16 protein-coding genes and 13 tRNA genes are annotated in these 18,258 nt (G+C 43.2%); 6 read left to right on the top strand and 23 right to left on the bottom strand.

Annotation, left to right across the window (positions count from 1 at the left end):
* The 12 genes from HWQ42_RS26515 to HWQ42_RS26460 all read right to left on the bottom strand — a co-directional run bounded on the left by HWQ42_RS26515 (position 1) and on the right by HWQ42_RS26460 (position 1,060).
* Positions 1-73 (bottom strand) — tRNA-Gln (locus HWQ42_RS26515).
* 5 nt (positions 74-78) lie between these two features.
* A tRNA-Asn gene (locus tag HWQ42_RS26510) sits at positions 79-153 on the bottom strand.
* A 6-nt stretch (positions 154-159) separates the two neighbouring features.
* Positions 160-234 (bottom strand) — tRNA-Phe (locus tag HWQ42_RS26505).
* 21 nt (positions 235-255) lie between these two features.
* A tRNA-Arg gene (locus HWQ42_RS26500) sits at positions 256-330 on the bottom strand.
* A 4-nt stretch (positions 331-334) separates the two neighbouring features.
* A tRNA-Ser gene (locus HWQ42_RS26495) sits at positions 335-424 on the bottom strand.
* 4 nt (positions 425-428) lie between these two features.
* Positions 429-530, bottom strand: a tRNA-Tyr gene (locus tag HWQ42_RS26490).
* Positions 531-537: 7 nt separating this feature from the next.
* Positions 538-610, bottom strand: a tRNA-Glu gene (locus HWQ42_RS26485).
* A gap of 63 nt (positions 611-673) precedes the next feature.
* A tRNA-Trp gene (locus HWQ42_RS26480) sits at positions 674-745 on the bottom strand.
* Between the two features lie 3 nt (positions 746-748).
* Positions 749-822 (bottom strand) — tRNA-Ile (locus HWQ42_RS26475).
* A gap of 7 nt (positions 823-829) precedes the next feature.
* Positions 830-902 (bottom strand) — tRNA-Cys (locus HWQ42_RS26470).
* A gap of 3 nt (positions 903-905) precedes the next feature.
* Positions 906-982 (bottom strand) — tRNA-Glu (locus HWQ42_RS26465).
* A 4-nt stretch (positions 983-986) separates the two neighbouring features.
* Positions 987-1,060: transfer RNA gene (locus tag HWQ42_RS26460), tRNA-Asp, on the bottom strand.
* Between the two features lie 510 nt (positions 1,061-1,570).
* Between HWQ42_RS26460 and HWQ42_RS26455 the strand changes: the two genes are divergently transcribed.
* Positions 1,571-2,416, top strand: coding sequence for a polysaccharide deacetylase family protein (locus tag HWQ42_RS26455; protein WP_292817194.1), 846 nt, complete (start codon positions 1,571-1,573; stop codon positions 2,414-2,416).
* A 34-nt stretch (positions 2,417-2,450) separates the two neighbouring features.
* On the opposite strand, the gene HWQ42_RS26450 is transcribed toward HWQ42_RS26455, so the two are convergent.
* Complete coding sequence (locus HWQ42_RS26450) at positions 2,451-2,840, bottom strand: alr0857 family protein (RefSeq protein WP_292817192.1); 390 nt, start codon at positions 2,838-2,840, stop codon at positions 2,451-2,453.
* 16 nt (positions 2,841-2,856) lie between these two features.
* Positions 2,857-3,363 (bottom strand): HNH endonuclease, encoded by a 507-nt coding sequence (locus HWQ42_RS26445; RefSeq protein ID WP_292817312.1) that lies wholly within the window; start codon positions 3,361-3,363, stop codon positions 2,857-2,859.
* Between the two features lie 437 nt (positions 3,364-3,800).
* Between HWQ42_RS26445 and HWQ42_RS26435 the strand changes: the two genes are divergently transcribed.
* From HWQ42_RS26435 to HWQ42_RS26425, 3 genes are all read left to right on the top strand, one after another.
* A complete protein-coding gene (locus HWQ42_RS26435; RefSeq protein ID WP_094347436.1) occupies positions 3,801-4,136 on the top strand; it encodes a hypothetical protein in 336 nt (111 codons plus the stop codon).
* Between the two features lie 651 nt (positions 4,137-4,787).
* Complete coding sequence (locus HWQ42_RS26430; protein WP_292817310.1) at positions 4,788-6,836, top strand: GAF domain-containing sensor histidine kinase; 2,049 nt, start codon at positions 4,788-4,790, stop codon at positions 6,834-6,836.
* An 8-nt stretch (positions 6,837-6,844) separates the two neighbouring features.
* On the top strand, positions 6,845-7,432 hold the full coding sequence (locus HWQ42_RS26425) for an SRPBCC family protein (protein ID WP_292817188.1): 588 nt from the start codon (positions 6,845-6,847) through the stop codon (positions 7,430-7,432).
* Between the two features lie 93 nt (positions 7,433-7,525).
* Here HWQ42_RS26425 and HWQ42_RS26420 read toward each other — a convergent pair.
* Positions 7,526-7,598: transfer RNA gene (locus HWQ42_RS26420), tRNA-Glu, on the bottom strand.
* 326 nt (positions 7,599-7,924) lie between these two features.
* Between HWQ42_RS26420 and HWQ42_RS26415 the strand changes: the two genes are divergently transcribed.
* Complete coding sequence (locus HWQ42_RS26415; RefSeq protein ID WP_292817186.1) at positions 7,925-9,844, top strand: cation:proton antiporter; 1,920 nt, start codon at positions 7,925-7,927, stop codon at positions 9,842-9,844.
* Positions 9,845-10,118: 274 nt separating this feature from the next.
* Here HWQ42_RS26415 and HWQ42_RS26410 read toward each other — a convergent pair whose 3' ends face one another.
* Together HWQ42_RS26410 and HWQ42_RS26405 are read right to left on the bottom strand one after the other, a co-directional pair.
* Positions 10,119-10,751, bottom strand: coding sequence for a cytochrome b N-terminal domain-containing protein (locus tag HWQ42_RS26410; RefSeq protein ID WP_292817184.1), 633 nt, complete (start codon positions 10,749-10,751; stop codon positions 10,119-10,121).
* A gap of 100 nt (positions 10,752-10,851) precedes the next feature.
* Entirely contained in the window at positions 10,852-11,547 is a 696-nt protein-coding gene (locus tag HWQ42_RS26405; protein WP_292817182.1) for a lipase, read from the bottom strand.
* Positions 11,548-12,161: 614 nt separating this feature from the next.
* Here HWQ42_RS26405 and HWQ42_RS26400 point away from each other — a divergent pair.
* The gene (locus tag HWQ42_RS26400; protein ID WP_292817180.1) at positions 12,162-13,637 is read left to right on the top strand and encodes a hypothetical protein; all 1,476 of its coding nucleotides are present in this window, start codon (positions 12,162-12,164) and stop codon (positions 13,635-13,637) included.
* Positions 13,638-14,101: 464 nt separating this feature from the next.
* Here HWQ42_RS26400 and petJ read toward each other — a convergent pair whose 3' ends face one another.
* The 6 genes from petJ to HWQ42_RS26370 all read right to left on the bottom strand — a co-directional run bounded on the left by petJ (position 14,102) and on the right by HWQ42_RS26370 (position 18,123).
* Complete coding sequence (gene petJ / locus HWQ42_RS26395) at positions 14,102-14,446, bottom strand: cytochrome c6 PetJ (RefSeq protein WP_099100729.1); 345 nt, start codon at positions 14,444-14,446, stop codon at positions 14,102-14,104.
* A gap of 244 nt (positions 14,447-14,690) precedes the next feature.
* Entirely contained in the window at positions 14,691-15,110 is a 420-nt protein-coding gene (gene petE / locus HWQ42_RS26390; RefSeq protein WP_292817177.1) for a plastocyanin, read from the bottom strand.
* A gap of 249 nt (positions 15,111-15,359) precedes the next feature.
* The gene (psbV, locus tag HWQ42_RS26385; protein WP_094347444.1) at positions 15,360-15,851 is read right to left on the bottom strand and encodes a photosystem II cytochrome c-550; all 492 of its coding nucleotides are present in this window, start codon (positions 15,849-15,851) and stop codon (positions 15,360-15,362) included.
* A gap of 133 nt (positions 15,852-15,984) precedes the next feature.
* Positions 15,985-16,200: a hypothetical protein gene (locus HWQ42_RS26380; RefSeq protein WP_099100724.1), complete on the bottom strand. Its 216-nt coding sequence runs from the start codon at positions 16,198-16,200 to the stop codon at positions 15,985-15,987.
* 181 nt (positions 16,201-16,381) lie between these two features.
* Positions 16,382-17,218 (bottom strand): carbohydrate ABC transporter permease, encoded by an 837-nt coding sequence (locus HWQ42_RS26375; protein ID WP_292817175.1) that lies wholly within the window; start codon positions 17,216-17,218, stop codon positions 16,382-16,384.
* The gene (locus tag HWQ42_RS26370) at positions 17,215-18,123 is read right to left on the bottom strand and encodes a carbohydrate ABC transporter permease (RefSeq protein ID WP_292817173.1); all 909 of its coding nucleotides are present in this window, start codon (positions 18,121-18,123) and stop codon (positions 17,215-17,217) included. Before HWQ42_RS26370 ends, HWQ42_RS26375 begins: the two co-directional genes overlap by 4 nt.
* Positions 18,124-18,258: the final 135 nt, after the last annotated feature.

The raw sequence follows: 18,258 nt of genomic DNA, 5'->3' as shown, positions 1-18,258 counted from the left end.
TTGCCAGGGCAGGGTTTGAACCTGCAACCTCATCGTTCAGAGCGATGCGACTTACCAATTCGTCTACCCGGCAATGAATGGCTGCCTCAGTAGGACTCGAACCTACAACCGCGCGGTTAACAGCCGCTTGCTCTGCCATTGAGCTATGAGGCAACGAAGCCCCCCAGGTCGGAATCGAACCGACGACCTCCTGTTTTTCAAACAGGCGCTAACTACCAACTGAGCTACCGGAGGATAGGAGAAGAGATTATGTAACGAGAGTGGAGGGATTTGAACCCTCACGTCTTCAGTTTCGTAGACTGAGATGTTATCCAGTTACACCACACTCTCAAAACGGAGAGAACAGGATTTGAACCTGCGACGGGTATTAATTACCCGCTTCCTCTTAGCAGGAGGACGCTTTTAGCCACTCAGCCACCTCTCCATAGTGGGTCGAGCAGGATTTGTAGCTTGCTTCCCGAAGGGTACCTGCGCGCAAAAAAGAACAGTTTTACAGACTGTCGCCTTCAACCAGACTCGGCCACCGACCCATAATCATTCCCCCGACGAGAATTGAACTCGCATCTGTGCTTTGAAAGAACACTGACTTAACCATTCGTCCACGAGGGCATAATTGACCGAATTTTAGATTTTGGATTAAATTTATTAATCTCAAAAATCCAAAATTGTCTGACGCAGGGGCTAGGATTTGAACCTAGAACATCGGATTTGGAGTCACGAGGTGTTGCCGTTACACCATCCCTGCATTTGGTAGCAGTGGCGGGACTTGAACCCGCATCGACCCGGTTATGAGCCAGGGGCTTTACGTTAAGCTACACTGCAGCACCAGAGGCTGAGGTGAGATTTGAACTCACGATGTCGGTTTTGCAGACCAATGCCTTCGACCACTTGGCTACTCAGCCATTTGGGAGTCCCGACGAGATTCGCACTCGCAATCTTCAGTTTGAGAAACTGACGGCTTAAACTATTCGCCTACAGGACTACAACCAGGGTGACGGGACTTGAACCCGCAACATTTCCGCAGACAACGGAACGCTCTAGCCAATTGAGCTACACCCCGATTTTTTGGAATCTGTGCCTAAACTTTGAGGTTTTTAGGCACAGATTTTGTTGGTGAACTTGCCCATTTCTTATTTAGTTTTCATGGTTCAGAAAATTGACTTTTTACTGTTAGAAACTGTTAAGAAAACAACCGAAATTCTAGGTAGTAAGACTGTTTTGTATTACGGATGTATTCAGTGGTTTTGATGAGTGCAAAATTAGAACTTTTTTCATTTATTGCCTCTACTGCCGATGGTTTGCAAGTAAAAGCAGCTTTCTTGGCTGGGGACTCTGGTTTATTCCAACGCCTGTCCTTTAGTTGTATGTAGAACATAACTTTGACTCTTGAGAAGCTTTGTCTTTTGCCTCACTACAAATATAGTACAAAATACTACAAGAGGTGTCAAGGGGTTTTAGAAAGTTTTTTTTTAATTGTCTATAAAAGCTTCTGCACTTATATTTGAGCTTGCTAAACCCTTTGAAAAGTCAAACTACAGCTTATGATTGGGTGAATCTTTAAAAGCCTGATGTGACAGACAATTACCTCAAGCGACAACAGATAATTAGTTTTGTCGCGATCGCCTCTAGTATTACAGCTTGTAGTATTGCCCCAGCTATCTCCCCACAATCGGGGTTGAACCAGCCACTAAGCAAAATTCATACTGCACTTCAAGATCCAGCAAAGGGCCAAATTAATGCCCAGCTACCGCCATCAGCCAAAGTAGAAAACCCTACCTTTACAGTCCCAACGAAATTTCAGGGAAAAACAGTTTATAAGGTACAACCCAGCAACAACGAAAAGGTTATTGCTCTCAGCATTGATGATGGACCCTGGCCAAAAACAACCCTAGAAATGCTGGATATCTTGAAGCAAAATGATGTTAAAGCAACATTCTTTTGGGTAGGACAAGCTTTACAAGCAAATCCCGACCTAGCCAAGCGTGAAGTAGCCGAGGGACACGCCATTGGCAACCACACTTGGCATCATTGGTATCGGCGAATGGATGAAGCCACAGCCAAGAGTGAAATCGATCGCACAGCTGATTTGATATACAAAACTACAGGAGTCAAAACGTCTCTGTTTCGTCCTCCAGGAGGCTTTTTAAATAACGGACTAGCCGCTGACGCCAAAAGCCAGAAAGATGCTGTCATTATGTGGTCGCTAACTTCAGCTGATACCGATCCTCACGCCAAACCACAGGCATTTACAAATAATGTCCTGAAAGGTGCAAAACCTGGTTTTATTGTTTTAATGCATGATGGTGGTGGCGATCGCCACAGAACTGTAGAAGCTTTGCCACAAATTATCAGCGGACTCAAACAGCAAGGCTACCGATTTGTGACAATTCCTGAACTGCTAAAAATGGCGCAATAGAGGGTGAGGACAATTTCTCACCCGACTATTTCGTTTATTCACTCATGACAGAAGCACAAGATTGAGCTTCCTGCCAAAGTTTGTGCAAAAAGAACTCAGCGCGATCGCCCATAGTAGTGACAAACACACCGACAGAATCCTTAGAACTAGCTGATAGCCAAGAACCCCGCAGGGTGACTTCCATATATTCGGCATCGCACGCACAGAGGACAATGATTTCTCTGTCATCTCTTTTTACCTCAGACCTCAGTACTTCTACTCCTGGCAAATCAACAGGAAGCAAAAAGGAAGCGGTAGTGGGTTCAATGCACAAACCTTGCCCAACTCGCAGGGCTAAAATCACTCGTTGCGCTACCCATTCTTCTAGCGACAAAGTGACACATTCCAAATCAAAACTGCTTTCAGTGTAAGTTAATTTCAGCATTTCTTATGCTCTCCTGTTATTCCAGGTTTGCTTGCATATCTATCCAAAACTGTTCAGCAAAAGAAATCGCGGGGTGGATTGGCGATTTTGGTTTGGTACGCAGTTGCATACCAATTTCAAACAGGGTGCGATCGCCTTTACGGGAGTTACATCTTTCACAAGCTGTGACTACGTTATCCCAAGTGTGAGAACCACCTTTAGAACGCGGCATCACATGATCTAGCGTTAGATGTTTGCTGCTACCGCAATATTGGCAACTGTGATGGTCTCGTCGCAATACTTCCCGCCGATTCACTGGCGGAACTTTCCACATCCGCTCATTAGAAGTGATTGTCAAGCGAATATGTTTTGGCACATCAATTACCAAACTGGGTGAGTGAACTTGCCATCCGCTTTCTCTGGTAAAACCCAGCGGTTGCGCCTTGTTGGTTACTAACAGCACAATCGCCCGTTTGATATTGACCCGACATAGTGGCAAGTAATTTTGAGAAAACACCACCACAGATTGCTCTAACACTTGCATTGCGTTCGCGCCGCGCATGGAAGATATCGTCACAGCTTAACTCCTTATAAAAAAACCCCCGCTTCAAGTTTTCGGTGAAGCGGGGGTTAGAATTGACCGGAAAATTTTCTGGTCTCATATCGGTACAGGATTCCTTCGCCTGTACCCCCCGCTTTTTTGATTTAGTTGTGGTTTTGCAATTAGTGCACTAAAGCCTACATACTTATAATCATCATTCCTCTCTGTGATTTGCCCATGATTTCGGCTACCATCGCCCATAAATAAATACTCCACTTCCATAGCAGCTGATTCCCAATTGGTTCGGCAATTGGTAAGGCACAAAATTGAAGTAGAGATGGGGTAAATGGATTTCACAGAAAATTTCACCTATTGAACATTCCTTTAAACATACTACACTTGTATTACTATCCTGTCTATACCTTTAAGGAGAAAAACTGATGCATACGATCGCTCGCACCCCAACCACCGATATGGAAGTTACCAGCATTCGCCTAGAACGGGAACTCAAAGATAAGCTCAAAGAAATAGCTGGGAATCAGGGATATCAAGCTCTGATCCGAGATATCCTTTGGAATTATGTCCAGCAAAAATCAGGTGAGTGGAAGCCTCGATTTTCGCGATCCGACATTCGAGCTAGCATAGCTGCCACAGCTCAGCAAGAAGAACGCTGTGTACTTACAGGTCAACTAATTCAACCCCAAGAACCGATGTTGTTAGGACTAACGAGGAATGGCGATATGGTTCCTCTGAGTGTCGAGAGCTTGGCTGGATAAACTTCGTCCATTTTGAAACCTGGTGTAGGGCGGGCATCTAGCCCGCCATCACCAACAGGGAGTACAAAATGCTCTTATTACTTTAAAAAATATAGTTCTGAAAATAGATGTCGTTTAGTTTTATATTCAGACGAATGCAGCCTAGTTATTTTTACTACTGGGCTGCATTTAAAATTTAGCCAAAATTGCAACCTCCTCCTGCCTCCTTTACTTTTATTGATATTTTACTGAGAGTTACGGAGATCAAGGAGTAGCTTGTTAAACCTACTAGTTTTTCAAAAAATGTAATAAAAATTTATAAACAGGTTGCGTAATTTTACGCGCTTAAAAGGGGAATTTTGCTGTAATTCCAGAGAAATTACGGTTTATGTATACTTACAGACAGGATAGAGTTAGTAATTATTTCAAGATAGAGTAGTTAAAAATAAGCTAACTTAAGCATTTATAGGATATCTTAAGAATTTTATTACTTATGTACCAATGTAGCAATTTGTGTAGCAATTTGCTTGATTCAATGGAAATTTGGCTATCTGAGATAGAAAAGGGCTATAACAGGTGAGAGAAAGTATTCACACAAAATTTGTCAATTATTCAGGGTGTAGCAACACAACTAACGGTGAAGAATATGCCAAGAGGTTGGGTGCAAGAACAATGGGGTTATTATCGGAGGGCGGGCCAGAAATGAAAAAACCTTTATCATCGCCGCCACATTACATAGATGACATAGATCGACTACAACCTTACCAAGTCAAGCTGATGCAGCATCAGGAAGAACCTGCCCGCGAGTTGGTACAAAAAATTAACCAAATCATTGCTAATAGCTCTGCTACGGCTTTGATGCTGCAAGAGATTGCCCAATTGCTAGGAGTTGCTTTTCAAGTAGATTGCTGCTGCTTGGTTTCAGTGGCGGATGAGACATCTGACGAAGCAACTACTACTAATTGGTGTGCTGATGAGTTTCTAGGGTTGCCACACCCAGAAGAAATGTTTTCGATGGAACAGTTGCTTATGCACTCGCCAGTGCTGCAATGCGCTGCCCAACCATTGACTATTGAAGACATTTCGATCATTCAGAACAGTCTGGTAATTGGGTGTCAATATTTACCACTACCGATAAAAGCGGTTTTGGCAATTCCCACTCGCTTTGGTGGTAATAATAATGGAGTGATTAATCTGATTAAATTCCAACCTTATGAATGGAGTGAATCAGAAAAACAATTGCTCAAAGAAGTGGAGTCGGCTTGCGCGATCGCTTTTTCTGGAGTGGCACAAGCTCAACAAATTACTCATCAAGACCAGTCCCTGCAAAAAAGTAAGCAACATCAAAGCTTGATCAAGCAATTAACCATATTGAGTCGTAGCAACTTGGAGCTGAATCAAATGCTCCAGTTAGTTATCGCCTCGACAGCCGAATCTCTACAGGCAGATCGGGGTCTGCTCATATTACTAAAATATACAGATCCACTATTTAAAACTCAAGCTAAAAAACAAATCCCCAAAGCGAAAGCTAATGTGATCGCCCAATGGGCTAGAGAAACACAAAATTCCGGCACTAGTAAACTAGATACCTTAGCTGAGTCTTTCTTGATTTCAGACTGTGGTTTATGCCAGCGTGCCTTCATGGATTCTGGAAAACCAGTAATCTTCGATGACTATACAGATCAAAACGATACCTTGACAGCTACTCCATTATTTGCGATAGAGAAATTGCCTGCGGTACTTTTAGTGCCATTGGAAAGTCAAGGTAAAATTTTAGGATTCTTGGTGCTACAGCAAGCTGTGATTCGCAATTGGCAACCAGAAGAATTAAATCTTGTGGAAATGGTTTGCGCTCAAGTGAGTAACGCCATAATTCAGTCACAGACATTGCGCCAAGTGCAAACCTTGGTAGATGAACGGACGGCAAAACTTCAGAGTAGTCTGGAACTCCAGGCAAAATTGCATGAAAGAACACGGCAGTATGTTGAGCAGCTAAGGAAACTCAATGAACTCAAAGATGAATTTTTGAGTAACATGAGCGATCGCCTACGCTACCCCTTGACAAATATGCTGATGTCAATAAAAAACTTGCGTTTGCCAGGAATAGCACCAGAACGTCAGGGTAGATATCTAGATATTCTTGAGCAGGAATGTTCAAAGGAAATCAACTTGATTAATGACTTGTTGACACTCCAAAAGCTAGATTCGCCTCACGAAGCCCCGCAATTAGAATCTATAGATTTAAATACTAGAATTCAAGATATAGCAGCATCTTTTGAGAAAAAACTTGCGGAAAAGGGATTAAAAATTTCTGTAGATTTGCCGGAGGAATCGCTCAAACTGCAAACTGAACTGGAGAGTTTTGACCGCATCCTGCAAGAATTGTTAACGAATGCCTGTAAATACTCAGAGCCTGATACAATAGTCCGCCTTGAAGCGGTTCATCGAGTCGATCAACAAATCGATCAAGTTATCATGAAGGTGACGAATACAGGACGTGCCATCTCTGAAGAAGAAGCGACCTATATCTTTGATAAGTTCCGTCGGGGAAAAGGGCGCTGGACTCCAGGGACTGGCTTGGGACTTGCTCTAGTCAAGTCTTTAGTGCAGCATCTGAATGGAGCGATCGCTGTTGCAAGTCTCCCAATTTCGGATTCTGAACAGAGCGAAATTTGCTTCACCTTGACTCTGCCCCAATTTTCTGACGAAAGCAAACCATAATTCTGAAAGTGACTAAAAAACAGAACACAACAGAGAACTCTGATTTGCAATCTTCCACTGATGACACCAAACTAGAAGGGGATTTGCTTGCTCAGGTAGAAGTTCAAATTGAGAAAATAGCAGAGCGACAGCGGCAAATCAGCGCTAAAGTCCAAATTCCCCACCCAGTGGAGCAAATCTGGAAGGTTCTGACAAATTATGAAGCCTTACCAGACTTCCTCCCCAACCTCGTCAAGAGTTGTCTAATCGAGCATCCCGATGGTGGAATTCGACTGGAGCAAGTAGGCTCCCAACGCTTACTGAATTTCAACTTTTGTGCGCGGGTAGTTCTAGATTTGGAAGAATGCTTCCCTAAAGCAATTAATTTCCGTATGGTAGAGGGAGATTTTAAAGGCTTTTCTGGTAGCTGGTGCTTAGAGCCTTATTCTTTCGGTGAGTATCTAGGAACAAATCTGTCCTACACAATTCAAGTTTGGCCTAAACTCACTATGCCAGTGGGAATTATTGAAAATCGTCTGAGCAAAGATTTGCGGTTAAATCTTTTGGCTATTCACCAACGTGTAGAAGAGCTAGCCAGCAAAGAACCGTATGCATAACAACGATTAAACCATCATTCAGGGTATTCCTGGATGATGGTTTTTATTGCTAGATTTCAGACAAAAAAGCTTTTGCTTTTTATTGTTTTTAAGTACCCCCAGGGGAATTCGAATCCCCGTTACCTCCGTGAAAGGGAGGTGTCCTAGGCCTCTAGACGATGGGGGCATCGGACTCAGACCTTTTATAAGTTAACCAATTTTCTTGCTCTTGTCAACAGGTTTTGCCAAAAAAAGTTTGTGGCAGCTAAACTGGGTGGAAGCAAAAGCTTGAAGAGGATACAAAGATATGGAGACAGATAAAAAAGCCCGTAGATACTTCTGCGGTCAGCCGCAGGGTGCGTCAGCGTTGGGTGTGGGGAATTTCGGGGTATACACATATCTAACAAACGCTGAAGACAGCAAGGAACAAAGGGTATGATGTTGTACCCTGTAGAGTTAATATCTACGGTTTTTTACAAGAGATTTTGAAATAAATCGCTCAAAATCTACAACATGGAAGCATCTTTTGAAATCACCATACAGATGGCGATCGCTGTCTTTGCAGGCATTAGCGCCCAAGTGCTGGCTGCATACCTTCGTGTACCCAGCATCGTCTTGTTATTGCTGTTGGGCATTTTGTTTGGCTCTGATGGTATAGGGCTTTTGCATCCCCACGTGCTAGGCACTGGACTGGAAGTTATAGTCGCCCTCGCAACGGCAATCATTTTGTTTGAAGGCGGACTTAACTTGGATCTGCGAGAGTTAGGTAGAGTTTCAGTCAGCCTACAATTACTTGTCACTCAAGGAACGCTAATCACCCTGCTTGGCGGGAGTATGGCTGCTCACTGGCTGGGTGAATTTCCCTGGAACATAGCTTTTCTCTATGCTTCCATAGTCGTGGTGACAGGTCCAACCGTCGTTGGACCATTGCTCAAACAAATCAATGTAGATCGACAAGTGGCGACACTTTTGGAAGGAGAAGGGGTTTTAATTGACCCTGTAGGGGCTATCCTCGCCTTCGTTGTTCTCGATACGATTTTGAACGGCGATGCTGACCCCATCAATGCGATCATCGGTTTACTTATACGCCTGGGTGTTGGCGCAGCAATTGGTGGTGCTGGCGGTTATTTGATGAGTTTGATTTTCAAACGCGCCAGTTTTCTGTCATTTGAGCTAAAAAACTTAGTGGTGTTGGCGATACTTTGGAGCTTGTTTACCTTATCGCAGATGATCCGCAGTGAATCGGGAGTAATGACAACAGTAGTTGCAGGAGCAGTCTTTGCTAACTCCTCAGTCCCGGAAGAACGTCTGTTACGCAGCTTTAAAGGTCAGCTGACAATTCTCAGCGTCTCGGTGCTATTTATCTTATTAGCTGCTGACCTATCCATTGCCAGTGTGTTTGCTTTGGGTTGGGGTAGTTTATTCACTGTTTTGGTACTAATGTTTGTCGTTCGCCCAATTAATATCTTGTTGTGTACCTGGAATAGTGATCTCAACTGGCGACAGAAACTATTTTTAAGCTGGGTTGCTCCGAGAGGAATTGTTGCTGCCTCTGTAGCTTCTTTTTTTGCGATTTCGTTGACACAGCGAGGCATTAACGGCGGTGATTCCATCAAAGCTTTAGTTTTCCTGACAATTATCATGACTGTTGTCTGCCAAGGGCTAACAGCTGGCTGGGTTGCCAAATGGCTGCAAATCACCTCTAAGGACGTAACTGGGGCAGTGATTGTGGGTTGTAATCCCTTGAGTCTTGTGATTGCCCGCTTCTTTCAAGAACGCGGAGAAAACGTGGTGATGATTGATACTGACCCTGAATGTCTTGTGCAAGCCGAGGCGCAAAATCTCCGGGTTATTGCCAGCAGTGCGCTGGATGCTGCTGTTTTAGAAGAGGCAGGACTTGGCTCTATAGGTACTTTTTTGGCTATGACAAGTAATGGGGAGGTGAATTTTGTTTTGGCTCAACGAGCAGCTGAGGAGTTTAAACCCCCGCGCGTCTTAGCTGTTTTTCCCCGCGATCCGCAAGCGAGTATCTCGGCTAATAATAAAGTTAATCAAGCTTTTATCCCAGACTTAGCAATTAAAACTTGGAATGAGTATTTGAATGATGGGCGAGTGAAGTTGGGAACAACCACGCTAGATGAGTTGGAGTTTTCGACTCAATGCGATCGCATCCAAGAAAAGATTCGGACTGGGGTGTTGATACCGCTATTGGTAGAACGAGCAGAACGCTTACAGGTAATGCCAGCTAACCAAGATTGGGAAATTGGCGATCGCATTATTTATCTATTGCATGACCCTAGACCTAGCCTTTTAAAACGCTTATCTGGTGCCACCCAATCCACTCCTCTCTCTCTAGAAAAGTTACCAGAGGTTGAAGATTTATCCCTCGCCCAATTATCTCAACTTTCTACTAGTGAGGCTTCTGGGGGATGAGGGGAAGAGGGGCAGAGGGGCAGAGGGGCAGGGGGCAGGGAGCAGAGGGGCAGAGGGGCAGAGGGGCAGAGGGGCAGGGGAGCAGGGAGGAGGGAGCAGGTACAAGATGCTGTAGTTTCCCAGCAATAGAGGGTTCCAGAACAAATAAATTTATTTATTTCGAGATGCATCACACAAGAAATAATGCATCTAAAATCAAGCGCCTAAATTTATTTATGGTGTTTTCCCCACTGCACCCTGCACCCTGCCCCTTTTACTCTTCTTTGACTCTTGATTAGCCTTCGGAAGGAATAAATTCGCTTTCTAGTTTTGGCGCTTCTTGATACATTTGCCATTCCTGCCAGAGTAAAGCAGACAAATGTACTATGGCGAGAATTAGCGTCGCTACCGAAATCAGATAACTGTGGATTGTGTAAAGGTGTTCGACGGTAATTGTGTTAATGGCTCCACCACCAGTCAGGATTTCGCGCAGTTGCCTACCAATCAAAGGAATGGCTTCGATGGTTCCTAGCTCAATGCTAAAACGCCAGTACCCTTCCTGAGTCCAATCTAAAATCATTGCTGTCCAATCCAGCCCGATCGCACTTAGGGTTAACAAAATCACACTAATCCAAGCAGCCAGCCAACTCTTGCGAAATTGCCGACCTAAAAACATCACCACAATTTGAATGAGAGCGATCGCAATTACTCCGTTACCAGCAAGATCATGCGCTCTCCAAAACAACCAGCCGTATGGCAGTTGTGTATTAATCATCTTCAATGAGTTATAAGCTCCGCCTGCTGTCGGTTCATAGTAAAAAGACAGCAAAATTCCGGTAGAGATATAAATTAAACACAGAGTCAAAATCACGACTGATAATATCGTCGCTATTCGTCGCAAAATCTTATCGAACTGGGTGCTTTGCATGGCTCACCCCTCCTGTTCTTAACTAAGTATTTATTCTTATTACAATTTTAGCTAAGAAATTTTAATAAATTTTACTTTTCTTATATAAAAATAAAGTTTTTTAAATCAAATATTGCACCCAAGCTTTTAAGGGTTCTGGTGAGCCATACCAAATTCCAGGACTTCTGGGAGAATGCTTGACACCTTCAATCACCAGATTTTCCGCTCCCTCCAAATGAGCAGCTTCAATGGGCGTAATGCCATCTCCCCAAGTGTTACCCTTACCACAGGTTAATTGGTAACTACTGTAAGCTAACCAACTACCAGGCCGCCTTTTCCCAAAGATAGTTTTGCCAGCTACACAAACGTAACGAACGTTTTTGTAAAAAGCTCCTGGGTAGTTATTGGTGACAAAATCTAGATTGGAGCGTGTCCAGCGTTCTTGGCTAATATGGGGTGTACCCAAGGTGACGAAAGTAGCAACCAAGGGATGCCCTTGGCAGAGAAATGGTTTGACATCACCGCGTGCTAAATAGGGCTTTTCTCCCATGTAAATGCGGGATATCCAACCTCCGGCTGAGTGACCAATTAAGTTAATTTGAGTAGCATTACATTGACGTAATATATGCTTGATCGTGTAATCGAGTTGTTTCAGAATCAATGTTACTGGTCTTACTCCTAAAGTGGGGAGCCAGTCACGCCGTCGCAGTGGGACTGTCACTGTGGGAAAATCTAAGTTTTGTAGGGATTGTTCTAGTTGGCGATAAGCGATCGCGCTTTCTAAATATCCAGGTAAAATAACTGTCGGTAACGGCATTTGAAATTTTGGATGCAATGATTGAGGGTTTGAACTTTTTTGACGAAAAAGTAGTCATATTCAAGAGCTAGAATTGCGATCGCCTGACTCACCCCTTAGAGAAAAAACCAATAGCTTTGGTGGAATTTAAGGCTAGAATGTCAATAAAATTGTACAGTTTGCAACAGTTTGAGGGGCTGCCGATGTGGTAATATTTTCAAATAGGGCCCAGTCTCGGAAAAACACGTGTGTCATCTGTTACAGAAGTGTTGTTGACTGAAAAACAGTTGAAAAAACAAGACAACTTCGGCAGATGTTTTGATGTATTCAAACTTGTGCGTTTACTTAAACTCTATAAAACTTCCAGATATTAATTTTAATTGTGTGTGTCATAACAATAAAAATCAAAAGTAGTAATTTTTCAAATATCTCTTTAGCAGACTCAAATTTTGAAAATATGATACAGCGTCATTAGATTAATTAAAAACTTGAATAAATGGCAATTTTGGCGTTTTGATTGCCAACTGGGGAAGTTATTATTTCCTTATGAAGAACGCATATCTTGCAAGATATTGCAATGTCGAAAAGAGAAAATCGCTAGTCAACTGCAACTGAGTGAGTGAACCATAACATCTATGTCTTACGTCTCCCTGCTGAAAAATATACCAGAAATCTTAAGCCAGCCAATTGGGATAGCAGCTATAGCCTCGCTTGGTATCCACGGTGCGATCGCCATGATCGTACCATTGATGCCGATGGAGTCTAACAAGCCCAAAGAAACAGCATCATCCAAAACAGTCGGACTTTTGGAATTGAGCCAAGCTGACCAAAACCGTTTGCCGCAAAGCACCCCCCAAATTGGTTTACAACAATTACCTCCAGTCGCCCCACTTGCTGCTTCAAACTTTAGCCTCCAACCGGGATTAACCCCATTAGCGCCATCACCATCCAGCCAGATGGTATTACCTCCCCTACCCGCATCATCAAATAACTATCGAGTCTCTTCCTTGCCTACAAGGCAATCTTTGCGGATGATTCCGAGTGAGAATTTGCGGTTTGATGCTTCTAAATTTGATAGTTCTAAATTTAATACGAGCGCCAGATTCTCTCAACCAGTTCCTCGTGTAAATGTGAATGAGAATGTCGCCAAATACGAGTCACCTAAGCCACTAGCTGTAAATAGGTTGCCAGAATTGCAGTCGCAGCAGATACCTGCTGATATGCTGCGGAATGCCCAGCCTCCAATCTTATCTGAGACTACACCGCTTGCAACAGCACAGGTAAATCCGACTTCGCAGCCCATGACGCAACCAATTCCTAATGCGTCGTCTACAATTGCTCAAAACCCGCTGATAAATTCTCTAAAACAAGCTCCCAGGAATGGGGATACTTTAATTGGAACTAGGGGAAGCACGCTACAAACAGCGGATTTATCGGCAAAGGGGACTCAACAGGCAATTGCACAGCTAGACTCCTACGCCAACCTGAGAAAGGAAGTCCAGCAACAATATCCCAACGCTGAACAAAAACCAGTCATTCGCCAAACATTATCCACGAATAAGTCAAATCTTGAAGGTGCTGTTTTGGGTGTATTGATTGTAGATCCTGATGGTAAGGTCTTAGATATCAAATTTCAAGACAAGTTAATTTCCCCAGAATTGCAATTAAAAGCAAGGCAATACTTCAACAAGCAATCCCCCAAGGGAGATAAACAGATTAGTTCTTATCCATTCAACCTACGTTTCCAAAACAGCACGAGCAATATTACTGGGACTACTCAAGAGCAAAATCCCTCGTCATTATCTGCACCGGGAATCAATAACAATCAGCTTACCCCCTCACCAGCAGCGACTTTTAAACCATTACCTAATTTACAAATCCGAAATAACCCGCCTACGTCCTCACCAACAGCTACTCTCAAGCCATTATCTGAGCTGCAAATTAAAAATAACCAGCCTACGCCTTCATCGGCAGCTACTACTTCTGAACCTTTATTGTTGCCGAAAATCAATCAGGGTCAGTCTACATCTGCTGCTGAATCGGATAAAAAATTAGTAGAACGGTTGCGCGAAGTTAAGGAAAACAGACAAAAGTCTAATCCAGAAAAATAATCGCCCGTTGATGATTTTAGATTCAGGTAGGGATAATTTATCTAGACGCGTTTGCAGCGTTTTATAAAGAAGCGGCTACTCTACGAGTTCTCAACTGGAGTAACCGCAGGGTATTTTCCCTACCTGAAGATAATTCTTTTCGACTATTTTTTGCATAAATCCTGTTTAAAATACAATACGTTTGGGTTAAGAGTTATTGGTGTAGTTTCAAGACGCGATAAATCGCGTCTCTACATCAGGGTTTTGGGTTTAAAATATTGTTTTTGATAGTTGACAAATTAGCGATCGCTAGTTCGTCATACATAATACTTAATTTAGAAGTTCGTTAAAAGGTTCCAAGAAGGAAATCTACTGAGGGATTTCCAACAAATAAATTCTCCAATATTTTGGGGTGAGCGTCTAACTGGCTATTAACAAAAGATAGGCAAACGCTCACCCCACAAAGACTATACGGTATAGCTACTTTACCAACCTTGTTCTGCATTTTGAAAAACGTAAGCAGCCACCTCCAGAATTTCCTCAGAACTTAACTTGTCTTTAAAGGCAGGCATAGCATTTTTACCATTTTGCACTTGGTGGATAATTGCCTGGATTGAGTCTTGATTGTAATTTTCTAGGTACTTTGACAATGCTTCCTTTTTCAAGGTTTTCTGGCTGATAAGGATGTTACCGCCACCTATATGGCAAGAAGCGCAGTTAGCCTCGAAAATTTTAGCACCGTTGGATGTTTCGGCAGCTAGTGCTGGACTAATGAATGTAAATTTGAATAGGGCGATCGCCGACAGTAGAATTAATAAAAGTATTCTCAACAGTATTTCCTCGCAACAAGCCTCCAGCAAGAGTATAAACGTGATTAATCCCTGATTAAGTCAAATTTGATCAAAATTGGCGGTAACAAGTTCACTCCTCGATCGCTACAGATTGTTTAGCGTCTTAGGGAAGGATAGAACTCGTTACCGCCATTTCTGCATTTTATGCGTCACTCTAGGAGTGTAGCGTGTGGCGATGAGCTAATTTCACTGAGTAATCATCTCGTGTCAAACACTGGTGTTTCTAGCCTTGGACAGTAATTGTACCAACCATGCCAGCACCACGGTGAGGTTCACAGTAGAAGGTGTAGTCACCAGCAGGAGCGTCTGCTGCAAAGGTGGTTGTTTCCTTTTGGCCAGGACTCATGAGCAACTTCTTATGAGACAGAGATTTAGCTAAATCGGCGCTCTTGGTGGGGTTTTTGGCAGCATCAAACACAACATTATGGGGAGGAACTTTATTGTTCACCCATTCAATAGTGTCGCCTGCTTTAATGGTCAACTTTTTAGGTTCAAATGCCAGCATTCCTTTATCGCTACCCAATTTCACCTGGTAGGTTTCAGCCGAAGCGCTGGGAGTAAAAACAGCAAAGCTGCTAACAACTAAAAGGATTGTCAACACAGCTAAACTAAGGCGTCGCAAGCCTGCCGAAATTAATTTCATAGCTCTCTCCTAACAAACAATTTTTTTCCCTTTCTCATTTTAAATAAAATCAACACCAAAGTATGACAATCTGTCATAGATCCAATTTTTTTTAAGAATGGAGAGCAATTTATTGCGAAAAGCTATCCAATAAGCAGTAAATGGGGAATAGGTAATGGGGAATAAGGAATGGGGAATGGGGACTAAATTCTTCCCTATGCCCTATTCCCAATGCCCAATGCCCTATTCCCAATGACTCAACTCCGGGATTTAGTAATAGATTTTTCCGCCTCCCCACTTAGTACCAACGATTTTGGGTTGTAAGAGAATATGACCGGCGATCGCCTCCAAGTCATCATCCGTCAGATTTCGCACTGCTGTGAAAATATCTGCGCTTTTGAGACTGGGGTGTATTTCGGAAATCTCTTCTTCCCCGTCGTAAGTAGTGGGATTTTTCAGGTAATCTACTAAACCTTCAATGTTGTTACGGTTAGGTGTTGCCAGCGCCAAGTCCTCTGGAGTGAGTCCGACGTTTTGGTTTGTCTTGGTAACTCCCCCAGCATGACATTGGGCGCAAGCGTAATTAAATAAGCGTTTGCCTTCTTTGACTTGTTTAAGGCTGAGTACAACGGTATCACCCTGAGTATTTAATGGCACTGTTCGGGTAGCTTCGTCTAGTTCCACTGCTGTCGCGCTACCGACAATCAACTGAAACGAGAGTAAAACAGTAGCCACAACAACGCCAATTAGTCTTATAAACATGTTTCCCCTTAAAGATTTTGACGCTCAACACAGCTAAGAACGCGATTCTCAATCTCCAAGCTGCTAATTGCTAATGACTCATTGTTTTTTATCATTAGCTATCAGTTATTAGCCAAAGTTCTGAGATAACCCTTCAGGTGACTTCGTGATCACCCACCAAGTCGTTAGTACCATTGGGGCGTATTTCAGAGGATATTTGGGAAATAATTGCCTTTGCATCTTCTAACGCCAAACGGGTCTTTTGGTGTTTGTAGGCGATTCCCAGTTGGTTGCACAGAGAAAACACTTGTTCTACAGGAATGCTGTAGTCGGCTGCTATCTCTGCGATCGATAGGTCTGCAAAACCCATAATGCTTGTTTACTGATAGATCGAGATTGAGTCGCTGTAATACCAATATCACGTTAGGAGTGCAATTTGTTGCCCAAAATACTGTTTGGGGAATGGGGCATTGAGAATGGGGCATGGGGCATGGGGAACAGAGAGAGCAAAGGAGAATAATTAATGCCCAATGCCCAATGCCCAATGCCTATTAACCTTTTCCCCCGGTAAAGGTGACACTTTGAATAAAGTAACGATTAAAAAAGGCATAAATGCCTAAAGCTGGCAAGGTAAAGACCATAGAAGCCGCCATAATGTAGTTCCAATAGCTGATGTATTGACCTTTGAAGGTGTTCAGCCCCAAAGGAAGGGTAAACATTTCTGGGTCAAATAGGATAACTATAGGCAGTAAAAAATTATTCCAACTCCCCATAAACACAAAAACTGCCTGTGCTGCTAGTGCTGGTTTTGCCAAAGGTAAAACAATGTGTCGAAAAATTCCAAAAGTATTTAAGCCATCGAGTTGACCTGCTTCTTCTAGTTCTTTAGGAAAATTAACGAAAAACTGCCGCATCATGAAGATAAAAGTGGCATTAACCATGCTAGGAACAATCATGCCTTGATAAGAATTCAGCCAGCCGATCGCTTTCAAAATCAAAAATGTGGGAATCAGGGTGATTTGCGTCGGTACTGCTAGTACTGCCAGGATGAGAAAGAACCAAAAGCGTTTGCCCACAAAGCGCAGTCTTGCCAAGGCATAACCAGCCATTGAATTTAACAACAAGTTTAAAAGCGTAACGCTGAGTGCGATCGCTACACTGTTAAACAACCAGCGCCAAAAAAGCGGTTCTTGGAGAAAGATTTGCTTGTAGTTGTCAAGAGTAAAATTCTTGGGGAGAAAGTTGGGTTCACCACTGACAATCTCTGTTAGTGGCTTAAATGATGCTGAAAGTGCCCAGAGAAAGGGGATTAGGGTAATGATGGCATAAAGTGTCAGTAAGACGTATAACAGGGCTTTGAGCCAGGATAAGCCAGAGGTGTTAGTCAAATCCGTTCACCTCCAAAAAGTCGCCGTTGAATCAAAGTGATGGCAATGATCACTGCTGTTAATAAAAATGCGATCGCAGCTGCATATCCCATTTGTAAATTCCCAAACACAGCCTGATAAATCAACAGCACCACAGTTAAGGTAGCGTTGTTCGGCCCGCCAGTACCGCCAGAAAAGATGTAAGACTGGTCAAAAAGTTGAAAAGTCCCAATCACCCCCACTGCTACCACAAAGAAGGTTACAGGCTTAAGCAGGGGAAGAGTAATGTAGATAAATTGCTGCCACCCATTTGCACCATCGAGTTCCGCCGCCTCATAAAGTGTTTGGGGTATATCTTGCAACGCCGCCAGATAAATCACCATGAAAAACGGTGCAGTTGACCAAATGTTCATGATCATAATGCCTTTGAGCGCAACTGCTGGATCGCCCAACCAGTTATAAGTAGGTAGCCCCACAAAAGCGAGAAAATCGTTTAGTAGCCCATCAGTGTTATAAATCCACATAAAGATGAGTGTCAGCACTGCTGAAGAAGTGACTGTCGGCAAAAAATAGAGGATGCGCCACCAGTTTTTACCGCGAATTGCAGAGTTCAGAGTTACCGCCAGAATTAAAGCTAAGACTGTTTGAGTTGGCACAACAATGGCTACATATTCGGCTGTGTTTCTCAAAGCAATCCAAACTCTTTCATCTTCAGCCAATCGCGTGAAGTTGCGAAAACCGATGAACTCGTATTCAATACCGCCGAGAAGTTGGACTTTTTGCAAGGAAAGAAAAACGGCGTAGAGAATGGGTAAGACTACAAAAGTTCCCAAAACTAGAATTGTGGGCATTATAAACATATACCCAGCCAAGCCTTCTGTGATATTCCACCTGGGGTTTCTGCGCCGCCTGTTGATTTCAAACACTACTGAACCTCCACTTAATCCCGCACTCACCCGACTGTAGCGATGGTTCGTACATGATTATTTATCCTACTCTCGGACAAAAATAAAGACATTGCTTGTGTGAGTTAGCTGGATATGTAAGTTAGGGAACTATAT

It is taken from the genome of Nostoc sp. JL23 (assembly GCF_017115065.1).
Lineage (GTDB): Bacteria > Cyanobacteriota > Cyanobacteriia > Cyanobacteriales > Nostocaceae > Nostoc > Nostoc punctiforme_A.
Note: the sequence above shows the minus strand (reverse complement) of the source record. Positions and strands in the feature narration are given on the sequence as shown.